21 protein-coding genes and 2 pseudogenes are annotated in these 22479 nt (G+C 33.0%); 7 read left to right on the top strand and 16 right to left on the bottom strand.

What is annotated here, in order from left to right; all coding sequences use genetic code 11:
- Window positions 1-4: 4 nt before the first annotated feature.
- From SAMSHR1132_RS12945 to SAMSHR1132_RS14160, 3 genes and pseudogenes are all read right to left on the bottom strand, one after another.
- Window positions 5-670, bottom strand: coding sequence for a response regulator transcription factor (locus tag SAMSHR1132_RS12945; RefSeq protein ID WP_000697875.1), 666 nt, complete (start codon window positions 668-670; stop codon window positions 5-7).
- Between the two features lie 35 nt (window positions 671-705).
- Window positions 706-891 carry a hypothetical protein gene (locus SAMSHR1132_RS12950; RefSeq protein ID WP_000604733.1) on the bottom strand — a complete coding sequence of 62 codons (186 nt, stop codon included), beginning with the start codon at window positions 889-891 and terminating at the stop codon, window positions 706-708.
- Between the two features lie 189 nt (window positions 892-1080).
- Window positions 1081-1305, bottom strand: a pseudogene (locus tag SAMSHR1132_RS14160) (AAA family ATPase); the annotation flags it as partial.
- On the opposite strand from SAMSHR1132_RS14160, the pseudogene SAMSHR1132_RS12960 reads away from it, so the two are divergent.
- A pseudogene (locus tag SAMSHR1132_RS12960) lies at window positions 1295-1675 on the top strand (transposase); the annotation flags it as partial. The pseudogenes SAMSHR1132_RS14160 and SAMSHR1132_RS12960 overlap by 11 nt on opposite strands.
- Before the next feature lie 15 nt (window positions 1676-1690).
- Here SAMSHR1132_RS12960 and SAMSHR1132_RS12965 read toward each other — a convergent pair.
- Window positions 1691-2245 carry a TetR/AcrR family transcriptional regulator C-terminal domain-containing protein gene (locus tag SAMSHR1132_RS12965; RefSeq protein ID WP_001100497.1) on the bottom strand — a complete coding sequence of 185 codons (555 nt, stop codon included), beginning with the start codon at window positions 2243-2245 and terminating at the stop codon, window positions 1691-1693.
- 178 nt (window positions 2246-2423) lie between these two features.
- Here SAMSHR1132_RS12965 and SAMSHR1132_RS12970 point away from each other — a divergent pair, with 178 nt between their 5' ends.
- The 6 genes from SAMSHR1132_RS12970 to SAMSHR1132_RS12995 all read left to right on the top strand — a co-directional run bounded on the left by SAMSHR1132_RS12970 (window position 2424) and on the right by SAMSHR1132_RS12995 (window position 8107).
- Complete coding sequence (locus SAMSHR1132_RS12970) at window positions 2424-3338, top strand: alpha/beta hydrolase (protein WP_000814445.1); 915 nt, start codon at window positions 2424-2426, stop codon at window positions 3336-3338.
- 20 nt (window positions 3339-3358) lie between these two features.
- Complete coding sequence (locus SAMSHR1132_RS12975; RefSeq protein WP_000196907.1) at window positions 3359-3997, top strand: SDR family oxidoreductase; 639 nt, start codon at window positions 3359-3361, stop codon at window positions 3995-3997.
- A 70-nt stretch (window positions 3998-4067) separates the two neighbouring features.
- On the top strand, window positions 4068-4778 hold the full coding sequence (locus SAMSHR1132_RS12980; protein WP_000193375.1) for a dihydrofolate reductase family protein: 711 nt from the start codon (window positions 4068-4070) through the stop codon (window positions 4776-4778).
- A 14-nt stretch (window positions 4779-4792) separates the two neighbouring features.
- Entirely contained in the window at window positions 4793-5545 is a 753-nt protein-coding gene (locus SAMSHR1132_RS12985) for an SDR family NAD(P)-dependent oxidoreductase (protein WP_000331957.1), read from the top strand.
- A gap of 20 nt (window positions 5546-5565) precedes the next feature.
- Window positions 5566-6492 (top strand): alpha/beta hydrolase, encoded by a 927-nt coding sequence (locus SAMSHR1132_RS12990; protein ID WP_000216828.1) that lies wholly within the window; start codon window positions 5566-5568, stop codon window positions 6490-6492.
- A 190-nt stretch (window positions 6493-6682) separates the two neighbouring features.
- Window positions 6683-8107: an alkaline phosphatase gene (locus tag SAMSHR1132_RS12995; RefSeq protein ID WP_000949037.1), complete on the top strand. Its 1425-nt coding sequence runs from the start codon at window positions 6683-6685 to the stop codon at window positions 8105-8107.
- A gap of 58 nt (window positions 8108-8165) precedes the next feature.
- Here SAMSHR1132_RS12995 and SAMSHR1132_RS14480 read toward each other — a convergent pair whose 3' ends face one another.
- From SAMSHR1132_RS14480 to isaB, 12 genes are all read right to left on the bottom strand, one after another.
- Entirely contained in the window at window positions 8166-8267 is a 102-nt protein-coding gene (locus tag SAMSHR1132_RS14480) for an SE2200 family small protein (RefSeq protein ID WP_000731976.1), read from the bottom strand.
- A gap of 122 nt (window positions 8268-8389) precedes the next feature.
- Entirely contained in the window at window positions 8390-8845 is a 456-nt protein-coding gene (locus tag SAMSHR1132_RS13000; protein WP_000106186.1) for a MarR family winged helix-turn-helix transcriptional regulator, read from the bottom strand.
- A 221-nt stretch (window positions 8846-9066) separates the two neighbouring features.
- Entirely contained in the window at window positions 9067-9828 is a 762-nt protein-coding gene (locus SAMSHR1132_RS13005) for an alpha/beta hydrolase (protein ID WP_000323439.1), read from the bottom strand.
- Window positions 9829-9943: 115 nt separating this feature from the next.
- The gene (clfB, locus tag SAMSHR1132_RS13010; protein WP_000745811.1) at window positions 9944-12796 is read right to left on the bottom strand and encodes an MSCRAMM family adhesin clumping factor ClfB; all 2853 of its coding nucleotides are present in this window, start codon (window positions 12794-12796) and stop codon (window positions 9944-9946) included.
- Window positions 12797-13145: 349 nt separating this feature from the next.
- Entirely contained in the window at window positions 13146-13850 is a 705-nt protein-coding gene (locus tag SAMSHR1132_RS13015) for a Crp/Fnr family transcriptional regulator (RefSeq protein WP_000138211.1), read from the bottom strand.
- A 102-nt stretch (window positions 13851-13952) separates the two neighbouring features.
- Window positions 13953-14894 (bottom strand): carbamate kinase, encoded by a 942-nt coding sequence (arcC, locus tag SAMSHR1132_RS13020; protein ID WP_000391492.1) that lies wholly within the window; start codon window positions 14892-14894, stop codon window positions 13953-13955.
- Window positions 14895-14909: 15 nt separating this feature from the next.
- The gene (gene arcD, locus SAMSHR1132_RS13025) at window positions 14910-16340 is read right to left on the bottom strand and encodes an arginine-ornithine antiporter (protein WP_001005849.1); all 1431 of its coding nucleotides are present in this window, start codon (window positions 16338-16340) and stop codon (window positions 14910-14912) included.
- A gap of 96 nt (window positions 16341-16436) precedes the next feature.
- Window positions 16437-17447 carry an ornithine carbamoyltransferase gene (gene argF / locus SAMSHR1132_RS13030; RefSeq protein ID WP_000136177.1) on the bottom strand — a complete coding sequence of 337 codons (1011 nt, stop codon included), beginning with the start codon at window positions 17445-17447 and terminating at the stop codon, window positions 16437-16439.
- Between the two features lie 32 nt (window positions 17448-17479).
- Complete coding sequence (gene arcA, locus SAMSHR1132_RS13035; protein ID WP_000181297.1) at window positions 17480-18715, bottom strand: arginine deiminase; 1236 nt, start codon at window positions 18713-18715, stop codon at window positions 17480-17482.
- Window positions 18716-19062: 347 nt separating this feature from the next.
- Window positions 19063-19512, bottom strand: coding sequence for an arginine repressor (locus SAMSHR1132_RS13045; protein ID WP_000748765.1), 450 nt, complete (start codon window positions 19510-19512; stop codon window positions 19063-19065).
- Between the two features lie 368 nt (window positions 19513-19880).
- Complete coding sequence (aur, locus tag SAMSHR1132_RS13050; protein ID WP_001225033.1) at window positions 19881-21410, bottom strand: zinc metalloproteinase aureolysin; 1530 nt, start codon at window positions 21408-21410, stop codon at window positions 19881-19883.
- A 433-nt stretch (window positions 21411-21843) separates the two neighbouring features.
- Window positions 21844-22371: an immunodominant staphylococcal antigen IsaB family protein gene (gene isaB, locus SAMSHR1132_RS13055; RefSeq protein WP_001044641.1), complete on the bottom strand. Its 528-nt coding sequence runs from the start codon at window positions 22369-22371 to the stop codon at window positions 21844-21846.
- Window positions 22372-22479 lie beyond the last annotated feature (108 nt).

The raw sequence follows: 22479 nt of genomic DNA on the forward strand, positions 1-22479 counted from the left end.
CACCCTATACTTTATATCCAACATTTTTCTTGGTAGTGATAAAATCATTGAGGCCTATAGTACTTAATTTTTTACGTAGACGTGTCATATTTACTGCTAATGTATTATCATCTATGAAGTTTTCAGACTCCCAGCATTTTTCAATTAAAGCTGTTCGACTCACATACTTGTCTTCGCTTTGGAACAACAATTTTAAAATTTGTAATTCCGTCAAAGATAGCTGTATACTCTCCCCTTGATAAGCAACCTTAGCTTCATCTAATATTAGCGTACACCCTTTGACTGTCAGCGTATCATTGACTACTGTTAGATCATAAGTACGTCTTAAAAGCGCTTGAATTTTAGCAATAGTTAATGACAAATTGAATGGTTTTTCAATAAAATCATCGCCACCCATTTGTATAGCCATAATTTGATCCATGTTATCAATACGCGAACTAATAAACATGATAGGTACATTTGATGTTTTGCGTATTTCTTGGCACCAATGAAAACCATTTAAAGTAGGTAAATTGATATCTAACAGCACAAGCTGTGGTTGATGATTGTTAAAAACGGCTGTTATATTATCAAACTGTTCTGCCACAACCACATCATAATTCCATTTTTTTAATTCAGATGCTAAACTTTCCGCTATAACAAAATCATCTTCAACAATTAATATTTTCATCTATAATCTTCTTCCTTTAATTGAATTATCTTTTGTTATTCATTTTTATCTTGTGATTGCTGTAATGACTCAAGTTTGTCTATATGTTCCGTATCATTTTGATTTTGTGCATTTTCTTGCTCTTTCTCGAGTTGCTTTTTCTTTGAACGGCGACGCTCTTCTAAAATGGACATCACAATAAAGAATATGATTAATAACGGTGACAACATTACTAGTATCATCTTTTCACCTCAATTTTCAATTAATTCAATGTTACATATACTTCTATTTTAACGCTTTCTAGTCAACAATGTCATATATATTCATTTTAAAGTGTTCTGTAGCTTGTCACTTTACTCGATATATGAGAATGACTTTGCCTAATAAATGAGAAAAGTAGCGCACTATATTAAAATGTGTTGCTTTTTCTATTATCGAATACCTATGATTAAACTATCTCTAGCTGTTTCTATGACTTCTGTACTTATTTTATCTAAACCATTTACATCCATAATTCTGTCTATCTGCGAAAATAAGCGATGAATCAGCCTAAAATTCCCTTTTGTAATTTTAATAATCGTCGTTATTGCCTCATAATCAGTAAAATCTTCGTGTTTTAAATTAAAGCCTAAATCTTGCCACTTATGTTCTATGAGCAATCAATGCGTGAAGCCAAATTCAAAATCCAATAAGAAAATTATGAAGAATTATAATTGGGAATACTTTAAAGCCCAAATTAATCAAAAGCTTTCTGAACCAGAAACGAAAAAAATCTATAGTCAAAGAAAAATTGATGTAGAGCCTGTTTTTGGATTTATGAAGGCTATTTTGGGTTTCACTCGAATGTCAGTTCAAGGGATAAATAAAGTTAAGCGAGAACTAGGTTTTGTATTAATAGCACTTAATATAAGGAAAATAGCAGCTCAACGAGCTGTATATTATCAAATACATATCAAAAAAGCTGATTTCTATCAAATAATTAATAGAAATCAGCTTTTTACATTGCCTAAGAACTTAATGTCCTAAGCTTTCATTTTTAATCTATGTTAAATCATACAAAGATAGTAATCGTGATACTTGTAAGGTTATTTTGTCTTGTTCTTGTGTGTCATCGCTACGATTTAGATAGATATCTAGTAGGCCTATAATACCATTACTAATAAAATTAATATATAAGTCGTAGTCTAAGCCTTTTTCCGTAGCAACACGTGTCGGAACTTTCTTCTTAAATTCTTCTTCAATAAAATGAAGCAGCTTTTTCTTATAATTTGAAGTACTACTAATATTGAAAAGTCTCATAAAAAAAGCTCTATTGTCTTCGAAAAATTTAAACCATAATTGTGTACCCTCTTGTACACCCAGACGATTCTTCATTTCACCAATTTGTTCGAGCTCTATAAGTTTTTTTGATACGATTTGGTCTAGTAAATCATATTTATCAATATAATGTAGATAAAATGTTTTTCTCCCAACTTGAGCATATTCTGTAATTTCTTTAATTGAAATCGTATCAAAATCTTTTTCGAAAAATAGTGTCATAAAGGCGTTATTTATACTTGCCCTCGTTTTAACAACACGTAAATCCCCAACATTCATAATAATACTCCTTTCTTTTAAAACCCATTTTTTTAAAACTGTGTATTAAAACACATATGTGCTTCCTTGTTAATTGAATTGTACATTTAAATACTCTAGTATAGCATTATACACACAAGAGTAATAAATATCTACAACAAATGAATGACTTATATAAAAAAATGGAGGCATTTAATCTATGAAACAATCAGTTAATTTTAAAAGTAAAACAAATTTATTAGCAGCGAATTTATATACACCAAAACAATTTGATGAAAGCCAAAAATATCCAGCAATTACAGTTTGTCACCCAGGTGGCGGTGTTAAAGAACAAACAGCAGGTATGTATGCAGAGAAACTAGCAGAATTTGGCTACGTTACGGTTGTATATGATGCATCACATCAAGGTGAAAGTGAAGGTTCTCCTAGATATTTAGAAGATCCATTTGCGAGAACAGAAGACGTTAGAGCTTCAGTTGATTATCTTACAACATTAGACTTTGTGGATAATGACAGAATTGGTGCGCTTGGCGTTTGTGCAGGTGGTGGATATACAGTAAGTGCAGCAAGAACAGAACGTCGTATTAAATCACTTGCAACAGTAAGTATGGTAGATATTGGCGCTTTATTCCGTAAAGGTCCTGGAGATGTAGTATCAATAGATGATCAACTGGCATTTATGACACAAGTTGCAGATCAACGTACAGCTGAAGCAAATGGCGCAGATTATGGCATCACTGGCTATGTACCTGAAGAAATTGATGATTCTATGCCTGAAAATTCAACAATGGTACAAGGGCATGATTATTATTTAACTGAACGTGGTCAACATAAAAACGCACCAAACAAACTGTTATTAAGAAGTTTTTCAGAAGTATTAACATTTGCGCCTTTCACATATATTGATGAATTGTTGACACAACCATTTTTAGCAATCGCAGGTACTGAAGCAGACACGATTGAATATAGCATTGATGCTGTTGAAAAAGCAGCAGGCGACAATAACGAACTATATAAAATAGAAGGAGCATCACACGTAGATTTATATGATATTCCAAAATATGTAAACCAAGTATTACCAAAACTTGAATCATTCTATAAAGAAACACTATAAAAGGAAAAGGTGGTATTAAAATGACTCGTATTTTAATTATTGGTGCAAGTGGTCAAATTTCACAAGAGGCCATTGACTTATATTTACAGAACACAGATTTTGATTTAACGCTATTAGCTAGAAATAAAGCAAAATTACCTGAATATGATTCAAATAGAGTGACAATCATTGAAGGTGATGCGACAGATAAAAATACCGTTGCTAATGCTTTAGATAATGTAGATACTGTGTTTGTTAGTTCTACTGGAGAAACTTTAGGAGCCCAAGCTAAGACTGTTATAGAGTCAATGGATGACAACGGTACGAAACGCTTAATTTTCGTCACTTCCCTAAATACACTCCATGAAGTTCCATGTAAATTCGGGGAATGGAATGATGAAAATATCGGTCCTTATCTCGCACCGTTTAGAGAAGCTACTGAAGCAATCGAAAGTTCAGACTTAGACTATACAATATTCAGACCGGCTTGGTTAACGAATTATGACGAGATTGATTATGAAGTAACACAACGAGATGAACCTTTTAAAGGGACTGAAGTGTCTCGTAAAAGTGTGGCAGATTTAGCAGTTAAAATTTCTCAAGATCCTAAACTTCATTCAAAAGAAAATATTGGATTAAACAAACCTAATACAGACGGCGATAAACCGAGCTGGATGTAATTAAAGGCTTTAATGCTTTCAAAATGAAGTTTTATTGTAAGAAAAAGCGAAAGGTGAGGAGTATTTGAAAATGACCCAACCTAAAATTATTGTGCATATGACCCAATCTATCAATGGTAACATTACTGGCCCATATCATGAAGCTGCTGGCAATGGCTTATTAAAAGCTTACGAGTCAACAAATCAGCAATTTGAGTCAAACGCTTTGATATTAGGTCGTAAAACGATTGAAGAAGCATTTGCCAATAATGAAATGCCAACATTACCTGCAAATCCAGAAAAATATTCACGTAAAGAAGATTTTGTGGCTGATACAGAGTTAACACATTTTGTTATCTCGATTGATCCTTCTGGGAAGGCAGCATGGACACAGAACTATATTCAATATAATGACCGACCTGAAATGCATGTGATTGAAGTGATATCAGAACAAGTTTCAGATGCATATTTAGAACATTTAAGAAATTTAGGTATTTCATATGTCTTTGGTGGCGAAAATTCTGAATTAGATTTGAAGTTAGTTGTATCTAAATTGAACAGCTTATTTAATCTTGAAACGATGACATTGTCAGGTGGTGGTGGTATTAACTGGTCATTCTTTCAACAAGACCTTGTTGATGAAGTGAGTGTTGTTATAGCACCAGTTGTCGATGATCACTATAATAGACCCAATATGTTTGATAATAATAACCCTAATCGTTCTCATGTTCCTGAAGCTTTTACAATTAAACAGCTTGAGCAGTTAGAGGACGATGTCATCTGGATTCATTACACTAGATAAAGGAGTTTTTAATGATGGCATACACATTAATTACAGGAGCAAGTTCAGGTATTGGTTATGCGGCAGCATTGAAATTTGCTGAGAAACAGCATGACTTAATATTAGTAGCGCGTAATGAAGATAAATTAAATGATTTGAAAGAAAAAATTAAAGCGCAATATAACGTTGATGTTGTAGTAAAACCATTTGATTTGTCACAAGTTGATATGATTGAAGCATTTTACCAAACGATTCGTGAAAAATATGACTTATCGACATTAGTCAATAATGCTGGCTTTGGTGACTATGGACCAGTCTCCGAACTGGAACTACCAAAAACACAACAAATGTTACACCTTAATGTTGAAGCATTAACTATTTTATCAATGTTATTTGTTAAAGATTATGAATATACAGAAGGTACGCAAATTATCAATGTTTCTTCCGTAGGGGGCTATCTAATTGTCCCAGAAAACACAACTTATGTTGCTACAAAATTCTATGTAAGTGCCTTTACAGAAGGATTAGCACATCAATTAAAACAACGTGATGCTAAACTTCAAGCTAAGATTTTGGCACCAGCTAATACAGAATCTAAATTTGCTCAAGTAGCGTTAGATGCTAATGATTTTGACATGAGTCAGATTGAGAAATATCATACTGCAGATGAAATGGCAGAATTTATGACGCAATTATATGATAGTAGCAAGGTATTAGGAATCGTTAACTTTGATACATTTGAATTTGAATTACGCGATCCTCACTATCCATCTCAAAGTCTAGGATAATTACAAAGGAGAGAATAATAATGACAGTTAAAACAGAAAAAGTAACATTTACGTCTAATAATACAACAGTCGTAGGTATACTAAGAATACCAGAAAGTAATCAATCAAATTTACCTGCAATTGTATCTGTGCATCCAGTCAGTGGTTCAAAAGAACAAACTGCGGGCCTATACGCGGAAAAATTAGCGAATGAAGGCTTTGTAACATTAGCTTATGATGCTTCTCACCAAGGTGAAAGTGTGTCTGCGCCAGAATATGTAGAAAATCCTTACTATAGAGTAGAGGATGTACGTGCAGCTGTGGATTATCTAACAACATTAGATATTGTCGATAATGAGCGCATTGGTGCACTTGGTATCTGTGAAGGTGGTGGCTATGCCACAAGTGCGACGTTATCTGATCGTCGTATTAAAGCCTTAGGTACAGTAGTCGGCGTTAACTTTGGTAGATTTAGTAGAGAAAGTGATGTCACACCTGATGCAGCCATTCGAGACTTAGAAAAAATTGCAGAATTACGAACAGCTGAAGCAAATGGTTCAGAACCATATGTAACGCAATATATTCCGAATTCTCCAGAAGAATTAGCACAAACAGGTATTGATGAAATTGATGTCAAAGAAGCTGTAGACTATTACCGTACGCCAAGAGGCCAAAGTGAAAACTCACCAAATAAATGGCGTTACTCAGGTTCAGCAGCATTATATACATTTGATGCATTCTTTCCTGCAGAAAAATTATTAACACAACCAGTTCAAATTATTGCTGGTGATGTGCCTGGTGCATTTGGCTCTTATCGTGATGCTTATGATTTATATAATCGTGCACGTTCCACAGAAAAAGACCTGCATATCGTTAAAGGCGCGACACATTATGATTTATATGACCAACCGGAACAAGTTAATGAAGCGTTAAGTAAATTAGTACCATTTTATAATCAATATTTGTAAAAATAAATTATATACGAACTCCCACCGCTAGCCCCGGTGGGAGTTCTCATTTATCTAATAAATCCATTCTCATATAGTAAGTAAAGTGTTCTGTAGCTCTCTATTTACAAATTTTTTACTTAAAAAACATAAGTACTCAAAATTCCTCTTTTAAACTGATGATATAGACTTATACTCAGGAGGATGTTTTATGTTATCTATTAATAAATTCGCAAAATTTGCAATTGCTAACCTTATGATTGTTTCAACCGTTTTTAGTACTATCACACCTGCAATTGCACAATCCGAAAAAGAATCAAAAGATGATAGTTTTGCAGTTGGTAATACAAAAAATCCTAAAAATGTAATCTTTTTAGTTGGAGATGGTATGGGACCGTCATTTAACACTGCTTATCGATATTATAAAAACGATCCACATGCAAAAGAGATGAATACTACTGCCTTTGATGCATATTTAAAAGGTACAAATCGTACATATTCAAATGACCCTAAACAAAATATTACGGATTCTGCAGCCGGTGCAACTGCTTTTAGTTCCGGACATAAAACATATAATGGCGCTATTGGTGTTGACAGTAACAAACAAAAAGTTGAGACAGTACTTGAACGTGCGAAAGAAAAAGGTAAATCAACTGGACTAGTCTCAACTGCTGAAATTACGGATGCAACACCAGCTGCGTATGCTGCACATGTTACTTCTAGAGATGATAAAAATGAAATTGCCCAACAATTTTATAAAGATAAAATCAATGGAAAGCATAAAGTTGATGTGTTATTAGGTGGCGGTGCTAAATACTTTGGTAAATCTAATGGCAACTTAGATAAAAAATTTAAAAAAGATGGCTACGACCTTGTCAGAAACAGCAAGGAATTATCGAAATCTAAAAGTAAAAAAGTTCTTGGATTATTTGCCGATAAAAATATGCCACTTGCAATAGATGCGTCTAAAAAAGAGCCTTCACTAGCTGATATGCAACAAAGTGCACTTAGTAAATTAGAACATAATAAAAAAGGATTCTTTTTAATGGTCGAAGGTGCTTCTATAGATAAATCAGCACATGTCAACGATATTACCGGCGTTATGTCTGAAATGGAAGGTTTTGAAAAAACTTTTGATGATGCCATCCAATATGCTAAAAAACATAAAGATACACTTGTCGTTGCTACAGCAGATCATTCAACTGGCGGCTTAACAATAGGTAAAGACAAAGGTTATGAATGGAATCCTCAAGCAATTAAGTCAATGAAACACTCAGGTTCATATATGACCGAACAAATGGTTAAAGGTGAAGACCCTGAGAAAGTAATAAACGATGGTTATGGATCTACTCTTTCAAATGATGACATGAAGCAAATAAAAAAAGAGAATAAAAAACTACAAAAATTGCTTAAAAAAGGAAAAGATGAAAAATCTGAAGAAGTTGAAAAACAAACAAAAACACTACAACACGCCATTCAGAAAGAAATCAATGACAAGTCTTACACAGGATGGACTTCCGATGGGCATACTGGTGAAGATGTAAATACTTATGCTTATGGACCTAAGTCAGATGCTTTTAGTGGTAATATCGAAAATACAGAAAGCGCTAAAATAATATTTGATACCTTCAAATAAAGAGTAAAAAATTCCCGATCAGAACTATATAGTGATCGGGAATTTTTTATGGTTAATTTTAGTACTCAATGTTAGGTGCTTGGTTAACACGTTCTTGGTATTTTTTAAATGCATAGTATAAACCGCCAACTAATGTTAAGATAACTGCTAATTTTTTCATCATTCAAACTCCTTTCTGAGATGTGTTAAAACTGAGTTCAATTAAATTATATGCTTTTATTATACACTTTTTGACATATTTTTTAAATTTAAGAATGCGAAGATTTTCAACATTTTCTGATGCTAGCTGTCTTTTTCATCTTTTAAATGCTTAATAAAATCAAAGCCTGGTCTTCCTTTAGCCAATGCTTCCATCACATCATACCAATCCGAACCGACTTGTTGATATATATTTTGCAATAATTCATCTTGCGCCTTGTTTAATTCAGCAATAAGTTGATTGCCTTTACTTGTCGAATATAATTTTTTGACACGTCGATCTGTCTCTAAAACTTTTTCAACAATAAGACCTTGCTCTTTTAATTTTTGAAGTGTTGCATGTGATCCTTGTTTAGAAATCTCTAATATTTCTAGTAATGATTTAATAGTAATACCAGGTAATTTATTTATAAAAAACAAAAAACGATGATGCTGACGGCTCATACCATATTTCTCTATGATTTCATCAGCGGTAGTGATAAAAGTCTTATACGCAAAATAAAACAACATATGCTCATAATCGTTTTTATTGGTCGACATGATGATTACTCCTTTCAAAGCGTTAACCTCATTATAATAAAATTTATAATGTAAGTCATACAAATGACGATAAATTCTAAATGTGAGATTTAAGTTTCACGAGAAACATCTTAATACATTTGTTTTTTGTACTACAATTGCTTCCATAACAATAAGATAACTTCATCATAAATCATTTTTAATTATACTTTGATAGAATCAGCATATTTTCTAGGAAATATTTATGTATTAACTAACCATTTTATAGCAAACTGAATAGCTTGATCCCAATATGCATAATCATGTTCTCCAGGACCATCTTCAAATTGATATGGTACATTTTTAGCTGATAAATAATTGATAAAGTCCAAATTATCTTTATAAAGAAAATCGTCTTTACCACACATAATGAGCAATTCAGGGATTGGCTTTTCTTCAGCAATTGCTTGATCTAATAAGTAATAAGGGTCGTGTTCGGTCCCTTTTACACTAGTAAGCTCTCCTATAATTGCTTCTTTTGAAAAATCATTCCATTCTAAATCCATTAAATGTTGTGCTTCAAATACAGCAGATAATGGAACAGCTTTGGAGAATTTATCCCCTTGTGTTAATGCAAATTTAATCGTGCCATATCCTCCCATTGAATGTCCTGCTATGAAATTATCTTCACGCTTTTTTGAAAGCGGGAAAATTTGATGCACATAATCATATATTTCTAAAATATAATCATAGTAACTATGACCATATGCCATATTTGCGTATGCACTATGGTCGACATTTGGCATAATGACTGCTAATTTATGTTCGTTCGCATATCTTTCTATACTTGTATATCTCATGTATGTTGTTTCATCACTTGATAATCCATGTAATAACATTAACGTTTTTAATGGTTGTGCTGTTACATCGTTTTTGAAGAAACTTTGATCCTCCGGTAAAATGACTGTTAAATTTTGATGCATACCTATTGTCGGTGAATGATAGTTTAATGAAATATAAGCCATATATCATTACCCCTTTCTAATTCTACTTTATCAATATTTTACGCTTAAATTATTCACTTTAAAATATTTCCATACAAAAAACCAGGCACACACTGTGCCCGGCTTGAAATATTGGTTATGCATTATCATTATTGTCTTTTTTACGTCTTCTAAATAATAGTAAAGATCCTAATAATGTCATCATTGCACCAAATAAAGTTACATTTGTATTTTCACTCTTATCTCCTGTTTCTGGTAAAGCATCAGATATATCCTGTTTCGATACTTGATTAGAAAGCTTTGATTCCCCTTTAGGATTCGTAGGTGCTTTCTGTTCATTATTTGGTGGTGCAACTTCTGAATCGGAGTCGCTATCTGAGTCTGAGTCACTGTCGGAGTCTGAATCGCTATCTGAATCGGAGTCACTATCTGAATCTGAGTCATTATCTGAATCGGAGTCGCTATCTGAGTCTGAGTCACTGTCTGAATCTGAGTCACTATCAGAGTCGGAGTCGCTGTCTGAGTCCGAATCGCTATCTGAATCTGAGTCACTGTCTGAATCTGAATCACTATCTGAATCTGAGTCGCTATCTGAGTCGGAGTCGCTGTCTGAATCTGAATCACTATCTGAATCGGAGTCGCTATCTGAGTCTGAGTCACTATCTGAATCTGAGTCGCTGTCTGAGTCTGAATCGCTATCTGGATCCGAGTCGTTATCTGAGTCGGAATCGCTATCTGAATCCGAGTCGCTATCTGAGTCGAAATCGCTGTCGGAATCTGAATCGCTGTCTGAGTCTGAATCGCTGTCGGAATCTGAGTCGCTATCTGAGTCGGAATCGTTGTCTGAATCTGAGTCGCTGTCTGAGTCCGAATCGCTGTCTGAATCTGAGTCGCTATCTGAGTCTGAATCGCTATCTGAATCCGAATCACTGTCTGAATCTAAGTCGCTATCTGAATCCGAATCGCTGTCTGAGTCTGAGTCACTTTCTGAATCTGAGTCACTATCTGAACCTGAGTCACTATCTGAGTCGCTGTCCGTATCAGAATCACTATCGCTTCCTGGATCTGGGCTTGGCTCTGGATCTGGTGTTGGTTCCGGTTCTGGGTCTGGGCTTGGCTCTGGATCCGGTGTTGGTTCCGGTTCTGGATCTGGGCTTGGCTCTGGATCTGGGCTTGGCTCTGGATCCGGTGTTGGTTCCGGTTCTGGGTCTGGGCTTGGCTCTGGATCCGGTGTTGGTTCCGGTTCTGGATCTGGACTTGGCTCTGGATCAACTGGTGGTCCCGGTGTTGGATCAACTGGATTTACTGCTGAATCACCATCTGCACTTCCGCCACCATAACGTACAACATTCTCATTATTCCAACCGAAAATACTGTAGTCTCTACCTGTCACAGGATCAACATTTTCTTGAATAACCTGAGTTTTTAAGTTTTTACCTGTATTGTCGTAATGACCTTCTACTAATATTACATATGTTTTAGTAATATCACCAAATTTAATACTAGCTACATTTGGATGCTCATAATAGACTCTACTATTAAATTGATCAGTTACTTCTGTAAGATTAGAATCATTTGGATCTGCATAGTAGCTATCTGATAATTTTGATGTGTCTTTAACTTCAAATATTCTCAGTTTCGTATCTGTAGCACTTACTTTACCGCTACTTTCTTCAATTTTATCTTGGTAACCTTTAATATACACCCACGTATTACCTAAAACTCGTTGCTTAGGGTTAACAAATACAGTTTGCTTATATGTGTTTTGTCCTGAAGCTGTGTCTACGCCAATAATTTGAGAAGAAATATTTGCGCCATTTGGCTTATCAATACCTGCAATTGGTGAACTATAGTTATAAGTAATTTTATTGTTAAACATTTCATCTGCAATATTAATATTTGCATCATATGTCCCTGATTTAGGTGCCTTTGCTCTATCTGTAAAAAGAGGCAATGAAAATTGTCCGTTAATATTTTCTTTTCCATTTACATAATCTGTAAAGACAAATGTATATGTCTTAGTCAAAATATCATACGTTGCTTTAGCTACAACATCACCATTCGTACTTTTAATATCTGCAATTGGCATCGTATTATTTGAGTTAGAATAATCCACATCACCATTCCCAGTTAAACTATCTGGTAACTTCGCTGTAAAGTAATCCCCTGATTTCACTTGCCCTGTCACTTTAAAGTTTGCCGCCATAAATGTGTTACCACTTTGGTTAGGATCAAATGTAGTCTTTTCTAATTTAAAATCACTTGCCGTAACTTTATCATTCACATTTGTACCTTTATTATCTGCAGCATTTACTACCGGTTCAGCAGCAGCTAAACTACGCAATGCTCTTGTTCTAACACTTGGTTTGTTAACCGCTTGTGTATTGGAAATCGATTGATTATTACTAGCACTAGTTTGTGGTGATGATTGTGGTAAATCGAGTATTTGAGGACTTTTAAGTTCGCTGTTTGTTGATGCACTATTTGCATCACTCGTTGATTTATCTACTTTAGAATTTACTTCTTGAGGAACCGTTTGATCTTGCGGTTTTGCAGCTGTCGCTTGATCTTGAATAGCCGTTGTTTGAGGTGACTCACTTTTTACTGATGAAGTTTGATTATCACTTGATGGCGTCGTGTTATTCGTTGAAGATTGCTCTGTTGTAGTTGTATTACTTGTTTGTGTAGATGTCGATTGTGTTGTGCTATCTACTAAGGCACTGTCTGTATTTGTACTAATATCAGCTGTATCATTAGCCGTTGTGTTTGATTGAGGTGTTTCTATCATTTTGTTTTTTTCGGAATCTGCACTTGCATTATTTGTCGATGATTGTGTTGTATCATTCGATTTCTCTGATGCGTGTGCTTGATGATTGCCTATCCCAAATAGTATGGTTGCACCTACTATTACTGATGTTGTACCTACTGTAAAACGTCTAATCGAATACTTATTCTGCTTATTCGACAAATAATCAATTCTCTTTTTCAAAAACATTACTCCATTTCAATTTCTAGATTAGACTAAATTGTATAATGGATTAACAATTTTATCAATTGCTTTTTGAAAAAAATTATGTAAAATTTGTTTTCTTCCTATTTATATAACTTAAAATTTTCTGTTAACTAGCAAATACCAATATACTACTTTTACACCTTTACAAATGATTTAACTTTTAAAAACTTAGGCATTCTAAAAATTTTATAATCTTAAACATAGCTTTATTTACATCATTAGATACTTAGAAATCATATTAAATTATTTCTTACAAAATCAATAAGGCCTAACGTATCGTTTCACGTTAGACCTCTTGTTCAACTTATTCATTTCACAATGTATATTAAACACATACGTCATTAAATAAATGTTTGCTAATTAGCCAATTTTTATGATCTTTTACCACAAGCTTTTCATCTTTCAACTCGTGAATAATATGACCAGCTGTTTCCCGAGAAATACCAGCCATATCACTCATTAATTGAATTGTTAAAAATTGTTTGATTTCATAAAATTCATCTTGATCATAACCGACTGTTTGACATATATGGCATAGCAATTTAATAATTCTATCTTTTGCAAATTTACTGGTTACAGCCATATTATAATTCATATGTTGTTGCTCATTATCTGTCATTAATGCAAAAAGAGTCAAAAATATATCATCATTAGATTTACATAAAAAGGCCATTAAATCTCGCGGCAAACCAAGAACCGTGCAATCTGTTAGCGCTGTACACAGTTCATTAACATCTTTCGGATGAAATAAATTGCTAATCGGAAATAATACTTGTTCCTTATTAAAGTAGCGATATACATCTCCATTTTGATTATAGTGTTCTCTAATTATGTTACCTTCAATTAAAAAGTAAATATTGCTACTTTCTTGTGGTGAAAAATAAATAACTTGACCTTTTGAATAATGTCTGACAAAACATTCACTTTGATATGGTTGTAATATACTATAAGGGATATTAATATAATCTGCTAATGTCTTTAGTTCGCGTTCTAATTTATTATTCCTATCCAAAATAAAGTTTTCTGTCATAAGTTAAACTCCTTCAAACCTTGCAAAGTGTCAGCAGACCACTTTTTCATTTGAATCACTGGAGAAACACATTTATTGTTTTATCGTGTGATTATTAAAGGACTACATGTGAATGTGTGTACCTTTATTACCTATTAAAGCATTATATGCTTGTTCTAAATTTGTAATAATAACTTTTTTATTAGTTCCACCTTCAACAAATCGGATTGCCGCTTCAATTTTTGGTAACATTGAGCCTTCTGCAAACTTGCCTTGTGCCGCGTAATTTTTCAAAGTTGCTATATCAATATCGTCGATTTGTTGTTGGTTTGGCTCATTAAAGTTAATAAACACATTTTCTACATTTGTAAGTATCATTAAAGTATCTGCTTCAATCAGCGTTGCTAATTTTTCACTAGCAAAATCTTTATCTATTACCGCTTCAACACCTTCATAGGTATTTTCTTTTTTTATAACTGGAATACCGCCACCACCGCATGCAATGACGATATCTTTACCGTCTGCTAAAGTTCGAATTAACTGGTGTTCTAGTATAGATTGAGGTAATGGTGATGCGACCACTTTTCTATAACCGCGACCTGCATCTTCTTTAAAGACTGACTCAGGTTGTTCTTTTTGTAATACTTCAACTTCATCCTTAGTATAAAATGGGCCAATTGGCTTTGTTGGATTATCAAATCGCGGATCATCTTTATCTACTTCTACACGAGTAACAATCGTCCCAACCGTCCTATCACTATTCATTTCAGTTAAAATGCGATTGATTTCAGTTTCCAACCAATAGCCTATCATACCCTGCGACATAGCACCACAAGTATCAAGGGGCATTGCTGGTGTTGTGTCACTGTTAGAATTAGCTTGTTGTATTAATAAACTACCAATTTGTGGGCCATTACCATGTGAAATGACAATACGTGCTGGTGAATCGAATAAAGGCTTAAGATTATGCATTGCCTGCCTAATTGCAGTTTGTTGTGCTTCCGCTGTTGCTTCTTTTGTTTGAATCGCATTACCACCCAATGCAATGACAATTTTTTCTTCCATACTATGTCTCTCCTTTTAGAAAACATTAATCATTCCCATCATTAATTTAATCAATCCGACAACTGCCAGTACGATAATAACTACAAAAAAGATATAATCTGATTTGATTAAACGTGTATGATTATTCTTTTGAACGATTGAATAGACTAAAAGTGCTGGAATATAAAGCAACATTGTTAATAATAAATAATTAATACCTGCTGCATAGATAAGCCATATAGCATAAAGTGAAGCTATAATTCCTATCGTCCACTGTTTTGTAGTTGCTTGTTGTCGATGTTCTAGTGTGTATTTAACTTGATAAAATGCGCTGAACATATACGGATATAAAATGGCACTTGATGCCAATGAAAATGCAAATTGATATGCACTCTGTGTAAATAACATACTTATTAAAAACAATTGAACTAATATATTAGTGATAAGTAATGCGTTTACTGGGGCACCATTTTTATTTTCCTTAGCAAACCATTTTGGGAATAAGCCATCCTTCGCAACAATAAAAGGTAATTCTCCTGCAAGTAATGTCCAACCTAACCATGCGCCGAGCACAGAAATAATTAATCCTATATTTACAAGGGTAGATCCCCAACCACCAACAATATGTGCAAGTACTTGTGCCATACTTGGTGAATCTAATTGCGAAATATGATTTTGTAAAATAACTCCTTGTGCTAATACTGTTAATAAGAAATAGATAATTAAAACCGAGATTAGTCCTATAACTGTGGCACTACCTACATCTTTTTTATTTTTAGCTCTACTAGAAAAAATGACTGCGCCTTCGATACCGATAAATACCCAAACTGTTACTAGCATAGTACTTTTAACTTGGGACATCGTGCTTGCCCAACTAAACGGTAATATACCATCTGATGTCATACCGAAAAATCCTGTCTTAAAAGTGTCAAAATTAAATGCAATAATCATACATATAATTACAAGTAAGATAGGTATTAATTTTGCAACGGTAACAATACTATTGATAAATGCCGCCGTTTCAACACCTTTTAAAATTAAGAAATGTACTCCCCAAAGTAATAATGATGCCACGATAATACTTGGTAGCGTATTACCACCTTTAAATATAGGGAAAAAATTTCCTACTGATGACATCAATAGTGTGGCATAAGCTACGTTTCCTAAAAATGCAGAAAACCAATAGCCCCAAGCACTTATAAACCCAACAAAATCGCCAAATCCTGCCTGAGCGTAGCTGTATATACCACCATCCAGTTCCGGCCGTTCATTTGTTAAATTCTGAAATACGAACGCTAATGAAATCATACCGATAGCTGTAATGAGCCAACCAATAATAATAGCTAATCCACCGGCTTTACCGCCCATATCAGACATGATATTAAAAGCACCGCCACCAATCATGGATCCTATAACTAGTCCAATCAAAGAAGACTTACTAAGTTTGTTATCTCCTGATTCGTTCATATTCATTTCTCCTTTAATATCAATATGAAGCGCCTGTTCATATCAACAATATCTAAATCAACAGACACATCATATCAATATACTTCCATTAAGTAACTAACTCCCTAATGTTGCTGCCATAACTGCTTTAATTGTATGCATTCTATTTTCAGCTTGATCGAAAACTTTTGAATGTTCACTTCTAAAGATTTGGTCTGTAACTTCCATTTCAGTCAAGCCATATTTTTCATAAATTTCTTGTCCATATAATGTATTTGTATCGTGAAATGCTGGTAAACAGTGTAAGAATATCGTTGAATCTTTGCCTGTTAAATCAAACATTTCTTGATTCACTTGATAATCTTTTAATAAATTAATACGTTGTTCAAATTCATTTTCTTCACCCATTGATACCCATACATCCGTATAAATAACATCTGTATCTTTAACCGCTTCTGCAATATTATCCGTAATCTTAATAGATCCACCATATTGTTTCGCTTTTTCTTCTGCAATTTCAACATATGCTTCTTTAGGATTTAACGATTGAGGTGTACAAATTCTCACATTAACACCTAACATTGCACCTGCTACCATTAAAGAATGCGCAATATTATTACGACCGTCACCAACATATGTTAAGTTAATACCTTCTAAGTAGCCGAAGTTTTCTTTAACTGTCATAAAATCAGCTAGCATTTGTGTTGGATGCCAATCATCTGTTAAACCATTCCATACTGGTACGCCTGAAAATTTTGCTAAATCTTCCACTGCTTGTTGTGAAAAACCACGGAATTCAATACCATCGAACATTCTTCCTAATACTTTCGCAGTGTCTTCTACAGATTCTTTTTTACCTAACTGAATATCATTTTTCCCTAAAAATTCTGGATGTGCGCCTAAATCAATCGATGCTACTGTAAATGCAGCACGTGTACGAGTAGAATTTTTTTCAAATAATAATGCAATATTTTTACCAGCAAGATAATGGTGCTTAATACCTTTTTTCTTATAATCCTTTAATGTAATCGCAAAATCAATCAAGCCTTCAAATTCAGCTTTCGTATAATCACTTTCTTTTAATAATGATCTACCTTTTAAATCATATGGTTTTTGAATTTCTGTCATAAATTTCACCCTCACTTCTATCATTTACTATGTTAAATATCTTCTCGGTATAGTGGTTGACTCATACATCTTGGGCCACCTCGTCCACGTACCAATTCACTACCAGATATTTCAATAACTTTTATACCTTTTTGTCTTAATAAATCATTTGATACATAATTTCTATCATAAGTCACTACAACGCCTGGTCTAATACATAAAGTGTTTGATCCGTCATTCCACTGTTCTCTTGCGCCATCAATGACATCACCATTTCCAGTTGGAATAAATTGAATATTATTTATGCCTAAAACTTCTTCTAATGTATCTTTTAAGTGGCTAGATTGTTTGATAATAATGTCTTGATTATCTTCATCATATTCAATAATAAATATATTCATATTGCCTTCTGCCTTTAAAATGGCTGAGTGCATTGTAAATTTGTCATAATCTATCATCGTGAATACTGTATCTAAATGCATAAATGTTCGACTTGTCGGAATTTCAATTGCTACTACTTTTTTAAAGGACGCCTCTGGATTTTTGAAAATACGACGCGCTAACTTTTCAATTGCTTGTGCAGATGTACGTTCTGAGACACCAATTGCTAAAACATCTTTAGATAACACAAGCTCATCGCCACCTTCAATGTTGAATGGGCAATCTCTATCTAACCAAACCGGGATGTTTGCATCTTTAAATCTAGGATGGTGTTTCACAATATATTGAATAAAAATAGATTCTCGTCGTCGTGCTCTCCAAAACATCCGGTTGATTGTAATACCATGTCCTATTGACGCTTGTGGATCTCGTGTAAAATATAGATTCGGCATTGGATCTAAATAAAATGGATATTTATCATCCATATATTCAACAAGATGTGTACACTTAGGATCTATTTCTTCTTTACGAACACCAGACATAATTTTATCTACGAGTTCTTGATTTGAGAGTGTCGCAAACAATGCTTTAATTTCTTCTTCGTGACCTAAAATTGTTTTTTTAGACTCTGCTAAAACATCCTCAATAAACTGACTTCTAACTTGAGCATCTTCAATACTTTCAGCAGCTAACTTTTCAAGATAAAGTACTTCTACGCCCTCATCTCTAAGTACCTGTGCAAAATGATCATGCTCTTTTTGAGCAACCTCTAAATAAGGAATATCATCGAATAATAATCCATCTAAATAATCAGGTACAAGATTTTCTAATTCTTTGCCAGGACGCTTAAGCAACACAGTCTTTAAAGTTCCAATTTCGCTATTCACTTTAATTGGTCCATTTGTCATGTCTATTTCCTCCTTTTGACTTTGAATTCAACTAGAGTATAGACAATTTTCAAACGCTTTCATGTGATTATATTCACATAAAGAAAGTCGAAAATTCCATGTCTTTTTGTTATACAATACATAATAATGGATTTTTATGCATAAATAAAGTTATTTTAGCGTTAAATATGCATTTTTTATTCAAAACAAGCCTAAAAAGTATGTTATATAAAGTTTTTTATACAGTCAAATGAATGTCTATGAATTTTTTCTCTTTATAAAAAACATGCGTACACAAGTTAAAATTTAGTAATCAACTTGTGTACGCACAATATGATGTGAATATATTTTGTTTTAATTGAAAATGTTTATCCAAATAACTTTGCATATACATACTTGGCCATCTCATTTGATGACGTTAATATCAATGTTGTATCATTCCCACTAACTGTCCCTAATATCTCTTCAATATTTAATTGATCGATAAAATAGTTAATGCCTTGTGCAAAACCTGGGGATGTTTTGACAATAATGTATGAACCATTGATGATTGAGCTTAGAACCTCATGTTCACAATAGTGTTTAAACTTTTCTTTCATCTCACGCTCGGTTTGATTATTAATTGCTTTATAAACCCACGTTTCACAATCAATCGGTATGCGATATATATTTAGTTCCTTTAAGTCTTTAGCAATTGTTGTAGCGCTGTATCTCACACCAAAATACGCTTCAATATATGATATAATTTGTTCTTTTTTATAAATGTTATGCTTTTTAACTATTGTAGAAACTAATTCTAATCGTTTACTTTTCTTCATTTTGTAAACTCCTTTTGTAGTTAAGTTTCTTGTATTATTAAATAAATTTATGTATGTTTCATTTATAATTTAACACTTTATTTTGCAAAAGATAATAAAAATGTATGTAAATTTTTGTGACAACTTTTAAAACAGCATTTGTATTTTAGATAACATGTTCTTTATTGAAATTGCTTGATTATTGATATTATTAGACTGTCAGGATGTCTTACAGCAGACAAACCTCACACTTACCCTATAAATACAAAAGAGGATGTGTATCAACAAAGAAATTGCTTTTTTGTTAATACCATCCTCTTATATAAGCTGTATTTTAAAATTAAATTATTTATAAGTGTTTAACATTACTTCTTCTTGTTTCTATACTTTTACTCGACGCCTACTTCATTCCATGCTTCATATACTTTTTCAGCTGTTTGCTCGTCATATAAATCTTTAGCTGCTTGATATAGAGCATCTTTACAATCTTTGAAGTTTGAATTACTTGTTAAGTATTCAGTTAAAGCGCGATAATAAATTTGTTCTGATTTTGATTTCCCTATTGATTGAATTACGTTATAAGCTGCTTTATTTGGAATTCCAGAGTTAGTGTGTACACCGCCATTATCTTTTTCAGTGTATACATAATCTTTCATATGAGATGGTTGTCCAAATTGTTCAGGATCTGACATGCTACGTAATGCATCTCCATCTTTTCCTGGTGTATAAACATCTTCACCCATTAAGAAATCTTCATCATCTACAAAGTATCCAAAGACATCTGAAAAACTTTCGTTTAACGCTCCTGATTGATCTTTGTATTCTAAGTTCGCAGTCTCTTGTGTAACACCATGCGTTAACTCATGTGCAACTACATCATTTGCGCCTGATAAATTTGTGAAAGTACGGCCATCGCCATCACCATAAATCATTTTATCGCCAATCCATGCTGCGTTATTTCTATTATCTTGACCACCATAATTATTAACATGTGTTAGTGAAACAATTGGACTACCGTGGTTATCATATGATTCACGACCAAATGTATTTTTATAATAATCATATGTTTGTTTAGCATAATAGTTTGCATCTACACCGGCACGTTGATCATCTTTTACAAAGTTTTCATCTTCATTTGTAATTAATGTCGCTTGACCAGTTTGATCATTAAAACTGTATGCAGATAATTTACCTTGATGCGTTAAATCTTCTAAGCTAAATCCACCTTCAATGCTATTAATATTGATATCTTTAGTGTCTCCAAGTACACCTTTACCTTTACCAGTAGCTGCTGCTTCTTTAACTAAATTTGTTTTTTCAACAACTTCACCTGTTTGAGCATCAATCTTAACTTTCCAGTGTGAAATTTCCGGACTAACTGTAATCAATTCAAGATTGTAAATATATTTATTACTGTCGCCATCAATTTCAACTTTATTTTCTTTGATAACGTCATCTTTAAGGTTTTTAGCCTTATTTTTATCAATTTTGACTGCTTTGAATGCTTTATCAACAGCTTCATCTTTAGTTATTGTTACTTTATTTGTTGGTTTTACTTTTTTCGCATCTGTATCACCATTGATTAAAACAACTTTTCCTGATTTATCTGCATGTACTTTAACTTCTTTGTCAGGTGCATGAACCCCGTCAACACTAGGTTGTAATGTGTAATGCGTGAAACCTTTATTATCTTTTTTTACATCAGTAACAGAGTAATCTTGATAATGATTTTTTACATTTTCAGATTTAGGTAATTCTTTTAAAGCTTTAACCGCGTCACTTTTTTGTGTCACTTCAAAATTAATATCAGAATTAGCCGGTTTGTTATCCTTGTCTGCTGCAACTGCTGTAGGTACTAAAGTGCTCAATAACGTTACTGCTGCCATACTTGTAAATGCATATCTTGAAAATTTCCTCACATTTCATTCCTCCTGATTTTTTAAAAACAGCTTATAAATAAAATATTAATTTAATTTTTCAGAAAAGTAAACAATTATTTCAATTTATTTCTACACTTTTTGTTTGGTGATTTTATTTATTGATTCTTTTCTTTTTTAAAACTGTTTTCTCTAATTAAATTAATTTTTAAAAGTTATACTTAATTATATTTTAAAATTTATTAAGACTTTATTTTTGTGAAATTATTAACAATTACAAAATGGTGCAACGCATACTTAATAAGTGTTCACAATAACTTATGTAACCACTTTAAATATATTGTATCGGATAAACATTTTTTCTTATATTAAGCGATTAAACACGATACAATATTTCTCACGCTTTCTCTTCAAATTAAAAAGACTAGAATGTACTGCTGAGGTAACATCCCAATCTTTATGATAGATTTATATATTATTTACTTGTTTTATAAGGTGTATGTCCAACTGTTACTTCCACCACTCTGTTGTGATCAACGACAAACCATATGCCTAATGACTTTTTATTTGGTTGGTAGTAAAAAATACCACTATTAGAATCTTGTTTGTTATTATTTTCTTTTTGCAATGATTTACCATAAGCTTTTTGAATATCTTTTAAAGATACATCATTTTTGACGATGAATTGTAACTGTCCTGCTTCATTACCATTTGCTGAGACCTCTTTAAAAGTTTGATCATATTTCTCTATTTTCTTTGTCGCATTAGTCTTAGCTAATTTAATACCATTAAACTTCACGTTATCATGTTTAATTGCATTAATAAAATGTTTATCCATAATAAAATTCGCATTATGTCCAATATAACCATTATACGTATAGTATGGTGTTGTTGCTGCCTGTGCCTCATGATTTACTACTGTTTCATTTCCTACGACAGTTGCTCCAATCAATGTACTAAAAGCTAATGTTGTTGCAAGACAAATTTTAGTTGTTTTATTCATATTATCTCTCTTTTCCATGAAAATTTTTCATTTCTCTTACCTTAATTATAACTTGCTTGTTAAATAAAATACTATTAATTATATTTATAAATACATAACAGTTTTGTT

Origin of the sequence: Staphylococcus argenteus (assembly GCF_000236925.1) — a bacterium.
Lineage (GTDB): Bacteria > Bacillota > Bacilli > Staphylococcales > Staphylococcaceae > Staphylococcus > Staphylococcus argenteus.

What these genes read in the sequence shown, in the direction of transcription:
- argF (WP_000136177.1), bottom strand. Translation starts at nt 17,447, where the DNA reads ATGACAGAAATTCAAAAACCATATGATTTAAAAGGTAGATCATTATTA.
- SAMSHR1132_RS12945 (WP_000697875.1), bottom strand. Translation starts at nt 670, where the DNA reads ATGAAAATATTAATTGTTGAAGATGATTTTGTTATAGCGGAAAGTTTA.
- SAMSHR1132_RS12970 (WP_000814445.1), top strand. Translation starts at nt 2,424, where the DNA reads ATGAAACAATCAGTTAATTTTAAAAGTAAAACAAATTTATTAGCAGCG.
- SAMSHR1132_RS14480 (WP_000731976.1), bottom strand. Translation starts at nt 8,267, where the DNA reads ATGAAAAAATTAGCAGTTATCTTAACATTAGTTGGCGGTTTATACTAT.
- SAMSHR1132_RS12980 (WP_000193375.1), top strand. Translation starts at nt 4,068, where the DNA reads ATGACCCAACCTAAAATTATTGTGCATATGACCCAATCTATCAATGGT.
- SAMSHR1132_RS12995 (WP_000949037.1), top strand. Translation starts at nt 6,683, where the DNA reads ATGTTATCTATTAATAAATTCGCAAAATTTGCAATTGCTAACCTTATG.
- arcC (WP_000391492.1), bottom strand. Translation starts at nt 14,894, where the DNA reads ATGGAAGAAAAAATTGTCATTGCATTGGGTGGTAATGCGATTCAAACA.
- SAMSHR1132_RS12990 (WP_000216828.1), top strand. Translation starts at nt 5,566, where the DNA reads ATGACAGTTAAAACAGAAAAAGTAACATTTACGTCTAATAATACAACA.
- SAMSHR1132_RS13005 (WP_000323439.1), bottom strand. Translation starts at nt 9,828, where the DNA reads ATGGCTTATATTTCATTAAACTATCATTCACCGACAATAGGTATGCAT.
- SAMSHR1132_RS12950 (WP_000604733.1), bottom strand. Translation starts at nt 891, where the DNA reads ATGATACTAGTAATGTTGTCACCGTTATTAATCATATTCTTTATTGTG.
- SAMSHR1132_RS13015 (WP_000138211.1), bottom strand. Translation starts at nt 13,850, where the DNA reads ATGACAGAAAACTTTATTTTGGATAGGAATAATAAATTAGAACGCGAA.
- SAMSHR1132_RS12985 (WP_000331957.1), top strand. Translation starts at nt 4,793, where the DNA reads ATGGCATACACATTAATTACAGGAGCAAGTTCAGGTATTGGTTATGCG.
- SAMSHR1132_RS13045 (WP_000748765.1), bottom strand. Translation starts at nt 19,512, where the DNA reads ATGAAGAAAAGTAAACGATTAGAATTAGTTTCTACAATAGTTAAAAAG.
- isaB (WP_001044641.1), bottom strand. Translation starts at nt 22,371, where the DNA reads ATGAATAAAACAACTAAAATTTGTCTTGCAACAACATTAGCTTTTAGT.
- arcD (WP_001005849.1), bottom strand. Translation starts at nt 16,340, where the DNA reads ATGAACGAATCAGGAGATAACAAACTTAGTAAGTCTTCTTTGATTGGA.
- SAMSHR1132_RS12965 (WP_001100497.1), bottom strand. Translation starts at nt 2,245, where the DNA reads ATGAATGTTGGGGATTTACGTGTTGTTAAAACGAGGGCAAGTATAAAT.
- arcA (WP_000181297.1), bottom strand. Translation starts at nt 18,715, where the DNA reads ATGACAAATGGACCAATTAAAGTGAATAGCGAAATTGGAACTTTAAAG.
- SAMSHR1132_RS12975 (WP_000196907.1), top strand. Translation starts at nt 3,359, where the DNA reads ATGACTCGTATTTTAATTATTGGTGCAAGTGGTCAAATTTCACAAGAG.
- SAMSHR1132_RS13000 (WP_000106186.1), bottom strand. Translation starts at nt 8,845, where the DNA reads ATGTCGACCAATAAAAACGATTATGAGCATATGTTGTTTTATTTTGCG.